This is a genomic window from Sphingorhabdus sp. (assembly GCF_044338195.1).
GTDB lineage: Bacteria > Pseudomonadota > Alphaproteobacteria > Sphingomonadales > Sphingomonadaceae > Sphingorhabdus_B.
This window is the reverse complement of record NZ_JBIIMC010000015.1, coordinates 1-14,749: the sequence shown is the minus strand read 5'-3', so window position 1 is coordinate 14,749 and position 14,749 is coordinate 1. Positions and strand designations below refer to the sequence as shown.

Here is a 14,749-nt window from a genome sequence, read left to right as displayed (position 1 = left end):
CGGCATGACAGGCTTGCTTAACAAAGCCCATATGCAGCTCGCTTCGGGCATGTTTTGGTCTACAGTCGGCGCTGTCGTTTCGCGGCTAGTGAACTTCGCCCTAATGATCTGGGTTGCCCGCGAATTGGGCTCTGGGCGGTTTGGTCAATTGGGCGCGGTCCAGTCATCGGTCGGTCTGTTTGGACTCTTTGCTGGCGCTGCTTTAGGCAACGCTGCTACTCGGTTCGTAGCAAAAAGCTTGAATATCGCACCGCGAGATACTCATGGCTATCTGTCACTAATCCGTCGTTTCTCATTCACTGTGATTGCGCTAATCACTGCTTTGTTCCTTGGCAGCGCAAGTTTTATCGGCACGGTCATTTTTCGTAATGAGTCCATCGCCAGTGCTTTACTCGTCGGCGCGGCGCTGATGGTCGCAACTGTGCTTAAGGGTGTTCAGATGGGCGTCCTAGCCGGTTTTGGGCGCTTCCGAGCGATTGCCACCGTACATGTGGTAGAAGCAATTTTGGCTGTGCCCCTGGTATTTGTATTAGCACGCGCAGCTGGAGTGAATGGCGTAATCGGCGGCCTAACCGTTGCGGCGGCAGTTGCTTATTCCCTCGCCCTTCTACTCGGCCGGAGGGACTTGGCAGGCGCTAAGCAGGCAAGCAATGGCGCCTTGGGTCGGGACAAAGCAAAAGATCTCTTATCCTACACAGTGCCTACTTTTCTTGGTGATTTAGTAGCTACGCCAACGCTCTGGTTTTGCGTGGCCTTGCTTGCCCGCTCTGAGCATGGTCTAGAAGGTCTAGGGCAATATAATGCTGCATATCAATGGCATGGCCCGCTAATGTTCATTCCGGCCACAATGATGTCAGCAGCTACTCCTACATTGGTGCAGCAATGGGAGTTGGGTAACAGCCGTGAGTTTATGCGGATCACCGGCCTTCTCTGTGTCGCAATGATCCTAATTTCACTGCCGCCGCTACTCGTTGCCATAATGTTCAAGGAACAGATCAACCTCTTTTATGGACCGAGTTATGACGGTATTGGACTCATGGTGGTGCTGCTTATATTAGCGGCGCCGTTGCACGGAATTTCAAAGGTAGCGGCTACTTCCCTACAAGCTATGGGTAGATCTTGGTATCTGCTGAGCACCAACTTCCTGTACTCGATGACTGTTGGAGTGGTCGCTTTCAGCGCAATACCCGCTCTCGGGGGCTTAGGCTTGTGCATTGCATTGGTAGCTGCCTATTTTTTTAATGCATCTCTCAATGTCGTGGGTGTGCTCAAGGCCGCAGGGCATAATAATAGGTCGCAAATTTAGGAACCTGACGCGGTGCTTTTAGAAAAGTTTCAATACGCTGGACTATGTTGGGACCTTTCGGACTGACACTTTTATCCACCACTAATTCTAGCGACAGAAGTCAACGAATGGAATGCACGATGAATGCCAAACCTAAGGTTTGCGTTGCGATGATAGGTGCCCGAATGCACTATGCGGTACCTCGTTTATTACACGAAGCTGGATTGCTGGATCGTTTCTTTACCGACGGATATATTGGCAACAAGCCTTGGCTTGAAACGGCACTACGTGCCGTGCCGGACGTTTTTCGCTTAGAATGGTTCCAGCGATGGCTGGGTCGCAAGGACGCCAAACTTCCATCCAAACGGGTAACAAGCTTCGATTTGCTCGGCCTCCGTATCGCCCTTGCTCTTCGGAATGTTCGCACGGACGCTGATCGCGAGCGAATATTCGCAGAGACCAACGGACAGTTTGCGAAGTCCGTACTGCGCCATGGCTTTGGTTTCGCAAACACAGTGTGGGGGTTCAATACCGCATCGCTCGAGCTTTTCAGAGCGGCAAAGGCAAGAGGTCTTCGCTGTATCCTAGAACAAACTATATTACCGCGGACGCTCGAGCGTCAACTTTTAGCGCAGGTAGGAGCAGAATGGCCAGATTGGCAGCCCGGGTTTCACGAAGGGATCGGGCAGGGGCGACTGGCCGAAAGGGAAAAGGCAGAATGGGAGTTGGCAGACCAAATTGTCGCTGGATCAGATTTTGTCATGCAGGGACTAATTCAATGTGGAGTGCCAAAAGAGAAGATCCATGTTATTCCATACGGTGTCGATCAATCTAGATTTGGTCCTACTAGGGGTAATACGGGAGGCGATGGGCCGCTGCGCGTGCTTTTTGTCGGCGAGGTTGGTTTGCGCAAGGGCGCCCCGTATTTGCTCGAGGCGCTCAGGCGCATCGGCCGTGATCAAGTCGAGGCCCGCTTTGTTGGGCGGATAGCACTCGACCCTTCGAAGTTAGCAACCTACTCTGGCATAGCGCAATTTGTTGGGCCCGTTCCACGGACAGAAATGCCAGAGCAGTACCGATGGGCGCAACTTTTCGTACTTCCGTCAATTGTTGAAGGTTCGGCTGTAGCAACCTACGAAGCACTTATGAGTGGGTTGCCAGTTGTTGCTACACCCAATACGGGAACTATTGTCACACATGGACAAAATGGAATAATCGTCCCGGCCAGAGATATCGACGCCCTTACTTCTGCAATAAAAATGTATTGCCGAGACCGTGTGCTTTTAGAAATAAATAAAAAATTCTCCAAGGAGAATTTTTATAAAATTGACGTAAAGCGCTACGGGCATGATATCTGTAAATTAATAAATATTGATAATGATTAAAAAAAATAAATATCAAAAAAGTATTTATTCTTACAGAGGATATTATTTTTATTCTATTATTGCTGTTTTTACGGCTACTTTGGGAATTTCATCTGTATCACAGCTGGTTGGGCCGTTATCAATTCCGTATTATATAATCGCATCTATATCGGGTATTTCTGCTGCTTTTGCCATTTATGCGAGCCCTGATAATAAATTAATTTATAGATTCGCGCTCATGGCATCTATAATAATCTTATTATGGTTTGTTCAATCAATCGCTTACTCAAGTGGTATTTATGAATACGAATTAACTGACGCGCTCCTGTTCTACGTAGCGATTATTATATTATTAGCACTTTGCTTTTCTGTAGTTCACATCGACGATGTGCTGTTTTCATTATTGATGAAATATATATCTGTAGGACTGATTATACTAACTATATATGGGTTATCTTCTGGTCAAGCTTCCACGGATTCTATTGGTGACGATAGATTTTCGGGAGGAGGTTTTCGTGACGCTATATGGGGTGAAACTGCTTTAGGATTGTTTCTCGCAGCGGTTCTAAGTAAAAATAGATATCTAGTATTATTGAGCTTGATTTTAGGATTATTTATTTCTCTATTAACTCAAGTTAGAGCTACTGGTTTGATAATTTTAATAGGATTTTTAACATATATTTGTTTTAATATGTTTATTAAAAGGCAAATAATAGTTTTATTTTTTATTTTATTATCTTTAGTTACTATATCTGCATTTTTTATTGAAGCAATATCACAATATTTGAGTGATTTATTTCTGCTAGACAACATGCATCGAGGTGTTGATTCTGGATTTTCAGGAAGAACTGAAAATGTTTCGGATGCATTTTATAGATTTTTGGAAAGTCCATTTATTGGAGTAGGGCCCCTTGATACGGTAGCATCTTGGGCTCACAATGGATTTGTAAAAATGTTCGCCCAGTGCGGCATTATTTTGGGATTAGCTTTTACTTATTTTATATTATTTTCTATCGTAAAATCGTTTAAAAAAAGAGAATTAGAGTTATTTGTATGTTGCTTATCTTTATTAATATTTTATTTATTGCAGCCAAGAAATTTAAATTTTCAAATAATGCCTTTGGTTGGTTTATTGGGAGCATCTAGAGCTTGGAGATATTCATTTAATTCCAAATTGAAATCGAAAGCGAACGCTTAAATGCATTTTTATGGATTATTATATTTTGGCGGAAATTCAGAATTATATGCAAATCTCAAAGTGCCGGGCGGCATTGATCCGCGCGACATTTATATAGAAAACGCAGTTTTATGCCGCGCGTCGCTAGCGCATTTTGGTATTCCTTTCACTGTTATCACCAACGACATCGCTGCAATCCAGCGACGTATGGAAATATTAGGTATTGAAGATCTTGATGTGCGTGAACAAAGTTTTACTTTGCAAGTTCCTATTGGTATTTCTTTTTACTCGGCCCATTTCAAAATTGAATTAATAGAAGCTTTCGGAACAGGAGTTTATGGCGACTATGTAGGCCTCATAGATCTCGACACTGTTTTGTGTAGACCGTTTGACCCACTCCCACGAAAGGGACTAAGTGTCTACGATATCTCCGAGCAAGTTCTTCCAGCTTATGGGATCAATCGCGTGTTCGACGACCTTGCATGTATCGCAGGACGAAAACTCGTTAATCCTCGATGGTATGGCGGAGAGTTCATCTCTGGAGACGCAGCCAGTTTTTATCACCTTTCGCGCTACATCAAAGAGTGTTGGCCTCGTTACGTTAATGCCATCGGTAGCTTGCATCATTTAGGTGATGAGGCAGTTGTGTCAGCGGCACTAAACGTCATGGCAGAGGATGAGGGGCGGGACCACAGATTGTCGGATGACCCCGGTGGTGTTTGCCGCTGGTGGTCGATTCGCACAAAACACCCCCAGGCGCGCCTAGAAGCAGTATTGAATTGCAGTCTTCTACACTTGCCTGCGGACAAGCAATTTCTAGCGAGGCTGAGTAGGGTGCCGTTTGCCCCCGATAGGTTCCGTGCAGCACTAAAGCGCCACGTACGTGCGCGCATGTTGCCACAGACGCTTATGTGGATAAGTGACATACTACGCGGCAAACCACCGACGTGGATGCCCCGCATGTAAGCTGCTATGGTCAGTAAGATGAATTTGAATACAATAGGGAGGCCCATGAATAATCACAAAAAATCAGTCGCAGTGGTACATAATATTTTATGGTCTTCTTACAAAGGTGAAGTTTTTACCAAATTACATTCGCTTGTCCGTAAAAATTATTACAGGACAAACATTTATTTCTTTCAGATAGCTGAAACAGATGATCAAAGAACATCACTTCGTGGCGTTGAATTATCGCACCATAAATACCCTTATAAATTAATTATTTCGGGTGACTACAAATCAGTTAACGCATTTTATAGATCCTGGAAGTTATTAAAAGCTGTGTCTGATAAAAAACCGGACGCATTAATAATTCCTGGATACTATGAAATTGATTACTGGATTCTTTTAATTTACTGTAAATTTACAGGAAAACAAGCGGGTGTATTTTGTGACAGCACTCTTCATGATAAGCCGAAATCTAACTGGTTTAAGCGCTTAGCTAAGCGATATTTTTTAAGCCAAATGCAGATTGTGCTTACCTATGGCAAGCGAAGTGAGCTTTATGCAGTCAGTTGTGGCGCAAAGCCTGATGCAATCATCCATAGATGCCAAGCCGCAGCGCTACCAGAACAATACTCGCCTGAAAGAAGCTTGCTTTTAAGGAGCCCCTCGATAACACCCAGATACTTGTATGTCGGAAGGCTGGCCATCGAAAAAAATATCGATGCAATGTTGTATGCCTTCCAAAAAGTTCACACTGAGCTAAGCGACGCAGAACTGATAATTGTAGGGACAGGGCCCGAAGAGCCGCGCCTCAGGTCGATGGTCGCAGATCTAAACTTATCTGCATCCGTAAAATTCTCTGGTGCGTTAAGAGGCAAAGATCTTTTTGATCAATACAGCAATGCAACATGTCTAGTTCTACCAAGTAAAAGTGAGCCATGGGGTTTAGTGGTTAACGAAAGCCTGCATTATGGTTGCCCAGTTATTGTTAGTGAATATTGTGGCTGCGTTCCCGAGCTTGTGGTCCATGGTGAAACTGGATATGTTTTCAATCCCGATGACTCTGCAGAATTAGCGAAAAGAATGTTGGATATTCTGGATTGGTCCAATTCTAAGAGCACTGCGTTACGCTGCATTTCCCTGATGGAAGATTATACACCAGAGCACGCGGCGCAGTCGATTTATGAAGGAATCAAAAGGCTGCTAAAAATGGGCGAGCCGGACAAAAAGCATGCCTGATACGAGCTTGTACCGTTACCTATCCGAGAGATCGTGTGCTTTATAGGATCAAATGCGCGAGTAGGGCACGCTATCAAAGTTTCGACTTCGGGTTATAAAGGCCAAGATTTCGCTACCTAGCTTTGTTCCTGCGCTGACCAGCGCCCCAGCTGTGCTAAGCCGGATGCACCGCAAAAATAGAGCGATCCCCTTAGGATGCGTGCTCTATGTTTTAGTCTTCATTCAAACCCTGTCGTGACTGATTTCTCGTCTTTAAATGGTTCAAAAGCCTTTAAAACAATAGGGCTTGATCGAAATATCTTTGAAATGGGGTCATGATGTTGAAGGTTAGCATGCTCACACACTCGGCATCCCGGCGAGGCGGTGGCCTTTTTAGCGCCATTTCTGCTATGGCTACCGCACTGGTAGATCAACGTGTGAGGGTAGATGTTTTCTCGGGAGAAGAGGAAATCTCAGACGAAGACGCAAAAGCTTGGGGCGGAGCCTCATTGCGCCTTGGAACCATTAGAGGTCCGCGCTCTTTTGGGTATCATCCTCGCCTGATCAAAACTCTGCGCCAAAGCGCCCCGGACGTAATTCACACGCATGGGCTCTGGACATATTCCTCGGTAGCGAGTTTGCAGACAAATAGACTTAAGTGCAGCAAGATTATTTCGCCTCACGGTATGCTCGATCCTTGGGCCCTGAAGCACTCACGTTGGAAAAAGATTGTCGCGAGAAATTTGTTTGAAGATGCCAATCTCGCGAGAGCCCACTGCATCCATGCGCTTTGTGAAAGCGAACTGCATTCAATTAGGGCTCTAGGAATTACAGGCCCTGTAGCGACTATACCGAACGGTGTTGATTTATACATCCCTGAACTTAGCCGTCCGCCCGCATGGAAAATGAAAATCCCATCTGGCGCCAAGACATTGCTTTTTCTTGGAAGGATTCATCCTAAAAAAGGATTGTCCAATCTCATTAAAGCTTTGAAGCTAACTCGGGATAATAAAAGGTTTCAAGAGTGGCATTTGGTTATAGCGGGCTGGGACGATGGAGGGCACTTGGCTGCGCTTCAGGAACTTGTTGATAGCTATGCACTTTCAGAATGCGTTCACTTTGTCGGCCCGCAGTTTGGTGACTATAAATCAGCCACACTTTTCAGTGCTGACGCGTTTATACTTCCTTCGTTTAGTGAAGGCTTGCCTATGGCAGTTTTAGAAGCATGGGCTTTTAGTAAGCCTGTACTGATGACCGACGCGTGCAACTTACCGGAAGGCTTTGCTTTTGGCGCCGCCGCTAATCTGGACACAGATCCACACATCATGGCGCAGCAGTTGTGTGCTTTTGGCGAACGTACAGACGCCGACATTATAGAGATGGGAAGATGTGGCAGAAGTCTCGTCGAGGCGACTTTTAGTTGGCAAACCGTCGCTGAAAAGATGGTGCGATTGTATGAGTGGAGCCTTGCAGGTGGGCCCGCCCCTGAATTTGTCTCTTTCGCTTAGCTCAAGCAAAATTTAACCGGGAAAGCCGGTGTATTCCAGCGAGATTTCTAAATGAGGCTTGATCAGTATAACGCTAATGAATTTGACCGTGGAGAAACCATTGTACTTGAAAGTTTATGGTATGTACTCGGCGTTTTGCTAGCCTCGCCTATTCCAGGGTCACGCTGGCGAGTAGCACTGCTTCGTGCCTTTCGGGCCCGAATTGGCAGTGGCTGCGTTATTAAGCCCGGTGTCCGGGTCAAGTTCCCGTGGCGCTTGGACGTGGGCGACTACTGTTGGATCGGCGAATGCGTGTGGATCGACAACCTAGCTAAAGTCTCTATTGGCAATAACGTTTGTATTTCCCAAGGAGCCTATCTTTGTACAGGAAGCCATGATTGGCAAAAGTCGAGTTTCGACTTGCTGACGGCTCCGATCATTATTAAGGACCACGCTTGGCTCTGTGCCAAGGTCACTGTTGCCCCCGGGACCAAGATCCAAAGCGGCGCCGTGCTTGGTCTAGGTTCTGTTGGCGGCGGTGTTTTGAATGAATGGACGATTTACAAGGGTAATCCGGCCATATCCGTTAAGAAACGTGAACGCGAATGAAGCGTCGAGCGAGTATTTATTGTAAAATAATGTTACCATCCGTTCATCTGGTTTGATGTTGCTAAAAAAATTTTACCGATGTCATGTCAAGGATTATGGCATCGTCTTTGAGAGTGTAGCGTATAAAATCGGTTGCGTTTATGGAGGCTTTGCGGGCGTAATGCCTCGATTGCAGCCGTCCGCGCTGATTAGTCTCAAGGCATTTTGGCAACTTGCAGTATCGAGGCACGCACGCCGGGACTACACCCGGGCCAGGAGATCTTTTGAAAATATCCATCGTCACTGCCGTTTACAATAGAGTCGCCACTATCCGTGAAACAATCGAGAGCGTAGCAGCGCAGTCTTACCATTCAATTGAACATATCGTACAGGATGGCTGCTCAACAGATGGCACATTGGATGCTATTCAGATAACAGCTAATCACAGGGTTAACTTAGTTTCTGAGCCAGACAGCGGTATTTATGACGGGATAAATCGTGGCATCAAGCGCGCCAATGGTGATGTGATTGGCCTAATGCATTCTGATGACTTATTTGCGCACGAGGGCGTCCTGATGATGATTGCTGATGCCCTAAGCGATTTACGGATCGACGGTGTATATGGCGACCTTCAGTATGTCGCTGCGGACAACCCAATGCATGTTGTCCGCCACTGGCAAGCAGGTAAATACCAGCCAATCAAACTTAAACGGGGCTGGATGCCGCCGCACCCGACGCTTTATTTGCGTCGCGAAATTTTCGACCAGTGGGGTCTTTACGACACCAGTTATCAGATTGCGGCAGACTACGATGCAATGCTGCGATATCTGGTGAAGGGCCAGATCAAGCTCGCCTACATTCCCGAGGTTCTTGTGAAGATGCGGGTGGGTGGTGAGAGCAACCGATCGCTGGGCCGCGTTCTGCTTAAAAGCCGCGAGGACCTCCAAGCTGTTCGCCAGAACAGCGTGGGCGGGATGGTAACAGTTGCATATAAAAACCTCAGTAAACTCCCACAGTTCTTTAAACGGTGACAACACAATTATGGATAAGTCAGCACTGACCTTCGGCATTAGCGGTCACGACGGAAGCTTTCTTGGGGAGTTTCTTCTCGAGAAGGGCTATGCGGTCCCAGGCATCACGCGTCGAGCTTCATCGTTCAACACGCAGCGTATCGACCACATCTACCAAGCTATGTACGCGACGCCCCCTCGGCTGAAACACTATTATGGCGGCCTTACCGATGCCTCGAGCCTAACACGGATCCCTGGTTGGAGGCCGACATGAGGTCGTGTGTATGGCGTAGGAGCATTATTCTTTCCGTTGGTGTCATATTGGTTTGCGTCATGGCTACCGAAATATTCGCGCGTGTGGTCCTGGGGCTTGGTGACCCGCCACTGACCATCCGTGATCCGCAAATCGAGTACATGTTCAAGCCCGGCATCTATCAACGGTTTGGCAACGCAATCGTATACAACGAATATTCTATGCGCTCCCTAACTCCGCCGAGAGGAAACGTCGACGGAGACATTGTGTTGGTTCTAGGTGACAGTGTCGTCAACGGTGGGGCACAGACGGATCAAAGCGACCTAGCTTCTGAAATCTTGCGGAGATCGCTTACTGCGGGATCCTGGGTAGGTAATGTTTCGGCTGGCAGTTGGGGCCCCGCAAATATGGCGGCCTACCTAAATAGGTTTGGTACGTTTGGCGCAGATCACATTCTGTTGGTTCTCAGCAGTCACGACCTGCATGATGTACCCACGTTTCGAAAAGATCTTGGCGAAGATTTTCCACAGGTACGGCCAAGCTTTGCCGTAAAGGAAGCGTTGACGCGCTATCTACCTCGCTACCTGCCTTCATGGTTATCCCCATTAGAGGTGCCAAGCCAGGACGTGTCCGAAGTTGTGACAAAGGGCGATCGCGACGTCAGAAATTTGATTGCACTCCTGAAAACATCTGGAGCGCATTTCGCGGTGTTTCTGCACCCTACCGTAAGCGAGATAGGGTCGGGTCCAAATCAGGACGGAAAAAGTTTGAGGCACCTGCTCGAGACTATGGATGTTAAATATATCGATATGAGACGGGAACTGTTACCGTCCGATTATCGGGATACAATTCATTTGAACCCCGTTGGGCAGAAGAAATACGCGCGCCGATTTTTGGAGGTAATTAAAATCCATCACAACATAATCTGAGGCTAGGAATTCTAGAACGGGTGACTGTAAGGCAAGAAATTTTTTCGGCAAGATTTAGCCTCAGTTCATGCTCTGGGCGCTTTGCAAGTCAAGAGTTAGAGCCTCCGATAATGCCGTGGCGGAGCGGTGTGGTGTTTCCGTGATATCTCTGGAACCTAATGAGGCACTCTCATCGCCCTAACTTAATAATCGCGTCAAACTGGACTTGTAACCGTTTCGAGCCGGTCACTTGAGAGTTAAACACTGATACAAGGAGATCGAAGAGATGATGAAGCATACAGAAGATTTCAAGCAAGAGGCCGTCCGGATTGCTTTGATCAGCGGATTGTCACGGCGGCGGTAACCTATTTGGCGTCCATCCTCGCGCTCTGGTTAGCAGTTGGCCGGCCCACAGGACCGGAAAACAAAGCCGTTGAAGTCTTGGCGAAGAAGCTTCATCGCTGATCGGACTGCAAACACGTACGTATGGAGAGGTTAAAAAAGTCTGTCGAATGCTGAGGACTGGAGATATTACCAATATGAATTTTCAAATTGTTCGATCGGTTCTGGCAGCATATCCCTTCCCGATTGGTCATGGGCGCATTTCGCAACTGGGTATCCTTGCTCAGGTTCTTCCTCCAGAGGGACTGCTGCAGACGAAACTCGCGTCAGGCGAAGTCATATTCTTAGATACGCGGGACCACCTGCACAGAATTATCGCATTCTTCGGTTTTCAGGACAAGAAGATAGCAAAGCTCCTGCCAGCTTTACTAAGAAGCGGAAATTGCTTTGTGGATGTGGGTGCGAATTGCGGGGCAATGTCGTTAGCGGCGGCCTCACTAGTCGGGCCCTCCGGTAGGGTGGTTGCCTTCGAGCCTAATCCGAAGCAAGCTGCGCTGCTGGAAAAATCCTCGAAAGTTAATGGGTTTGAGATCGAAATCAAGCGGATCGGGCTGTCGGATTCCTCAGGCTCGGTCGAGATGATAATCCCAAAAAGCAGTTCCGGGTACGGAGCGATAGCGCACGGTAAGACCGCGAGTGAACATGACGAGGTGATCGAGATTCAGGTCTGCGCCTCTGGCGAGGCCATGGTCACCTGCGGATTGGCGCAAATAGACCTGCTCAAAGTCGACATTGAGGGTCACGAAGAGATCTTCTTCAGAGGCGGAAATGAATTTCTATCGAAGCATCCGCCAGTTCATATCTTGTGCGAACTCAGCGGCAAAGAGCCTTTCTGGGATCGCGCCTCAGTCCAGTTCCTGCACCTGATGGGTTATGAGTTTTACGGGATCCCACACGGAATGAGTTCTTCGCTTCTTAAGAAATTGCATTACGGCAGTCATGTTACATTTGAGACTACGCGAGACTTCATTGCGACGCGGGTTCCTGCCATTTGCGATGCCCTTTGCCGCAGCTAGAACTTAACAGGCAATCGGCTGGAACTTAATGCCCCGATCTTGTCGAGTTGAATTTTCCTAAGTGCCCCCCGTCAGCATTCAATAGACACACTGGCTGCATAAAATAGGAGAGTGTTTTTGGGTTCATAGTAGTGAATGTAAGGAACGAAGATGAACACGAAACACTCAAAGCCGTCCGCGTAAGCGGTTGTAAAAAACCTTCGCCGTGCCAAGTGCAAGCAATATCGCGCGGAAGAGAAGTGGGATCAGGTTTTGGTTGTCCCGTGATAAAATCGCCGCTTATTACGACGCGATGTTACGCTATTTGGTGCGGGGGCAAATTAAGCTCGCTTGCATTCCCGAGGTTCTTGTGAAGATGCGGATCGGTGGCGAAAGCAACCGATCGCTTAGTCGAATTCTCCTTAAATGCCGCGAGGACCTCCAGGCTATCCGCCGGAACGGCGTCGGTGGGCTGGAAACCCTTGCGTGCAAAAACCTCCGCAAAGTACCGCAGTTTTTTCAAAGGTGAAAAACTAACTATGACCAAACGTGCATTAATTACAGGCATCACAGGGCAGGATGGGAGCTACCTTGCAGAGTTCCTGCTGGATAAAGGGTACCAGGTTCACGGCATTAAGCGTCGAGCATCATCGTTCAACACGCAGCGTATTGACCACATCTACCAAGATATACACGCGCCAGCTGCTCGATTAAAACTGCATTATGGCGACCTTACAGATACCTCTAACCTGACGCGCATTCTGCGTGAGGTTGAACCCGACGAGATTTACAATCTGGGTGCGCAAAGCCATGTGGCCGTCAGTTTCGAGGCGCCCGAATATACTGCTGATGTTGATGCCATGGGAACACTTCGCCTTTTGGAGGCTGTGCGCTTTTTAGGTCTTGAGAAAAAATCTCGTTTCTATCAGGCATCGACCTCGGAGCTCTATGGGCTGGTTCAAGAGACACCGCAGCGCGAGACGACGCCTTTTTATCCACGCTCGCCCTATGCCGTAGCCAAGCTTTATGCATATTGGATGACCGTCAATTACCGCGAAGCTTATGGGATGTATGCTTGCAACGGTATCCTCTTCAATCACGAGAGCCCAAGACGCGGCGAGACCTTCGTGACCCGCAAAATCACACGTGGGTTGGCAAACATTAGTCAGGGCCTCGAAGGCTGCCTTTACATGGGCAACATCGATTCCCTTAGGGACTGGGGCCACGCCAAAGATTATGTCCGTATGCAGTGGATGATGCTACAGCAAGACACGCCAGATGATTTTGTCATCGCAACAGGGACACAGCATTCCGTTCGACAATTTATAATCTGGGCTGCAGAGGACTTGGGCATCTCGATCAAGTTCCAAGGTGATGGCGTTGATGAAGTCGGCGTTGTAGATGGCGTGAGTGGCAATATTGCGACGGGCGTTAAGGAAGGTGATATCATCGTCCGCATCGACCCCCGTTACTTCCGACCCGCTGAGGTGGAGACGCTACTGGGCGATCCCACCAAGGCCCGCGAAAAGCTTGGCTGGGTTCCGGAGATCACTGCACGCGAAATGTGCGCTGAAATGGTAGCCTCTGATCTGAACGACGCACGCCGTCACGCACTGTTGAAGGCGAACGGCTTCGACACACCGATCTCGCAAGAGGATTGAGGCAGATGCGCGCATATGTGGCAGGTCATCGCGGCATGGTTGGCAGTGCGATCGCACGCAGCTTGGAAAGCGACGGGGCGGAGATCGTAACTGCCACGCGGTCGGAACTCGATCTTGCCAACCAGTTTGCAGTTAGGAGCTTTCTAGAAAAGGAGCGCCCCGACACGGTAATCGTGGCAGCAGCAAAGGTCGGCGGCATCCATGCCAACAACACGCTGCCGGCTGAATTCATTTACGAAAACCTGATGATCGAGTGCAATCTCATCGATAGCGCTTTTCGTGCAGGAGTAGAGCGCCTTCTCTTTTTAGGATCGTCCTGCATCTACCCGCGCAATGCGCCGCAGCCGATGCCCGAGGAGTCTCTCCTCACAGGCAGGCTCGAGCCCACGAACGAGCCTTACGCCATTGCCAAGATTGCGGGCATCAAGCTGTGCGAGAGTTATAACAGGCAGTATGGGACTGACTATCGTTCGGCCATGCCCACGAACCTGTATGGACCCGGCGACAACTTCCACGAAACAAACTCGCACGTCCTTCCGGCCCTGCTGCGCCGCTTCCACGAGGCCAAGCAAGCCGGTTCTGAAGAGGTCGTCATTTGGGGTACGGGAACGCCGAAGCGCGAGTTCCTGCACGTTGATGACATGGCGGAGGCCTGTGCATTTCTGCTGAACCTTCCGAAAGATGTTTATGCAGAAAATACCGAGCCAATGTTGAGCCACATCAACGTCGGGACGGGCAGTGACGTCTCGATTGCGGATCTTGCGCGGGCCATCGCGCAGGTCACCGGCTTTGCGGGCCGCATTTCGTTCGATGCGACAAAGCCGGATGGCACGCCGCGCAAGCTACTTGACGTGTCGCGCCTCACGAACATGGGCTGGACGGCCGGCGTCCCGCTCGAGGAAGGCATCCGCCAGACTTACGATTGGTATTTGGCGAACGAAGGCTCTCTGAGAACGGCGTAAGGCTGCGAGAACCTAAATCTTAGACCCATTATTTGCATTGCATGGCCTCAGGCTCGGCGCATCGAATTTCTAAACCAAGGAAAATCTAAATGACATCGCATCCGCGTGTCGTCCCCGTAATTCTATGCGGTGGCGCAGGGACCCGTTTGTGGCCCGTTTCCCGAAAGTCTTCGCCCAAGCAATTCAAGCCGCTTTTGGGCGAGACTAGCCTGCTCCAAGATGCGGCGCTGCGTGTGCGAGGGGACGGCTTTGACAGTCCACTCGTCGTCACCGCAGAGCCATTTCGCTTCCTCGTCTCTGAGCAGCTCGAGGGCGTCGGGATTACCCTCGGGGATCTTCTAGTCGAGCCGGAGCCACGCAACACTGCGCCGGCTGTCCTCGCGGCGGCCCTTTGGTGCGCCGCGCGGGACCCCGACGCGCTAATGCTTGTGATGCCGTCGGACCACCAGATCCCCGACGGGGAGGCGTTTAGAAATAGCGTCGCCTCGGCCATT

14 protein-coding genes are annotated in these 14,749 nt (G+C 49.0%); all 14 read left to right on the top strand.

What is annotated here, in order from left to right; all coding sequences use genetic code 11:
- Nucleotides 1-4: 4 nt before the first annotated feature.
- Complete coding sequence (locus ACIQZK_RS06010) at nucleotides 5-1,306, top strand: oligosaccharide flippase family protein (RefSeq protein WP_397575337.1); 1,302 nt, start codon at nucleotides 5-7, stop codon at nucleotides 1,304-1,306.
- A gap of 119 nt (nucleotides 1,307-1,425) precedes the next feature.
- Nucleotides 1,426-2,670 (top strand): glycosyltransferase family 4 protein, encoded by a 1,245-nt coding sequence (locus tag ACIQZK_RS06005; RefSeq protein ID WP_397575336.1) that lies wholly within the window; start codon nucleotides 1,426-1,428, stop codon nucleotides 2,668-2,670.
- Nucleotides 2,663-3,847 carry an O-antigen ligase family protein gene (locus tag ACIQZK_RS06000; RefSeq protein WP_397575335.1) on the top strand — a complete coding sequence of 395 codons (1,185 nt, stop codon included), beginning with the start codon at nucleotides 2,663-2,665 and terminating at the stop codon, nucleotides 3,845-3,847. The genes ACIQZK_RS06005 and ACIQZK_RS06000 overlap by 8 nt, the downstream gene beginning before the upstream one ends.
- Nucleotides 3,848-4,792, top strand: coding sequence for a hypothetical protein (locus tag ACIQZK_RS05995; RefSeq protein WP_397575334.1), 945 nt, complete (start codon nucleotides 3,848-3,850; stop codon nucleotides 4,790-4,792).
- Between the two features lie 45 nt (nucleotides 4,793-4,837).
- The gene (locus ACIQZK_RS05990; RefSeq protein WP_397575333.1) at nucleotides 4,838-6,010 is read left to right on the top strand and encodes a glycosyltransferase family 4 protein; all 1,173 of its coding nucleotides are present in this window, start codon (nucleotides 4,838-4,840) and stop codon (nucleotides 6,008-6,010) included.
- A gap of 314 nt (nucleotides 6,011-6,324) precedes the next feature.
- Complete coding sequence (locus ACIQZK_RS05985; protein WP_397575332.1) at nucleotides 6,325-7,497, top strand: glycosyltransferase; 1,173 nt, start codon at nucleotides 6,325-6,327, stop codon at nucleotides 7,495-7,497.
- A gap of 51 nt (nucleotides 7,498-7,548) precedes the next feature.
- Nucleotides 7,549-8,085 (top strand): WcaF family extracellular polysaccharide biosynthesis acetyltransferase, encoded by a 537-nt coding sequence (locus ACIQZK_RS05980; RefSeq protein ID WP_397575331.1) that lies wholly within the window; start codon nucleotides 7,549-7,551, stop codon nucleotides 8,083-8,085.
- 263 nt (nucleotides 8,086-8,348) lie between these two features.
- Entirely contained in the window at nucleotides 8,349-9,095 is a 747-nt protein-coding gene (locus ACIQZK_RS05975; protein WP_397575330.1) for a glycosyltransferase family 2 protein, read from the top strand.
- Between the two features lie 10 nt (nucleotides 9,096-9,105).
- Entirely contained in the window at nucleotides 9,106-9,348 is a 243-nt protein-coding gene (locus ACIQZK_RS05970; RefSeq protein ID WP_397575329.1) for a GDP-mannose 4,6-dehydratase, read from the top strand.
- A 59-nt stretch (nucleotides 9,349-9,407) separates the two neighbouring features.
- Entirely contained in the window at nucleotides 9,408-10,256 is an 849-nt protein-coding gene (locus ACIQZK_RS05965) for a hypothetical protein (protein WP_397575328.1), read from the top strand.
- Between the two features lie 518 nt (nucleotides 10,257-10,774).
- The gene (locus ACIQZK_RS05960; RefSeq protein ID WP_397575327.1) at nucleotides 10,775-11,653 is read left to right on the top strand and encodes an FkbM family methyltransferase; all 879 of its coding nucleotides are present in this window, start codon (nucleotides 10,775-10,777) and stop codon (nucleotides 11,651-11,653) included.
- A 518-nt stretch (nucleotides 11,654-12,171) separates the two neighbouring features.
- On the top strand, nucleotides 12,172-13,293 hold the full coding sequence (gene gmd / locus ACIQZK_RS05955; RefSeq protein ID WP_397575371.1) for a GDP-mannose 4,6-dehydratase: 1,122 nt from the start codon (nucleotides 12,172-12,174) through the stop codon (nucleotides 13,291-13,293).
- Between the two features lie 5 nt (nucleotides 13,294-13,298).
- Nucleotides 13,299-14,255 (top strand): GDP-L-fucose synthase family protein, encoded by a 957-nt coding sequence (locus ACIQZK_RS05950; protein WP_397575326.1) that lies wholly within the window; start codon nucleotides 13,299-13,301, stop codon nucleotides 14,253-14,255.
- Nucleotides 14,256-14,344: 89 nt separating this feature from the next.
- On the top strand, nucleotides 14,345-14,749 hold a 405-nt coding region (locus ACIQZK_RS05945), incomplete at its 3' end, for a sugar phosphate nucleotidyltransferase (RefSeq protein WP_397575325.1).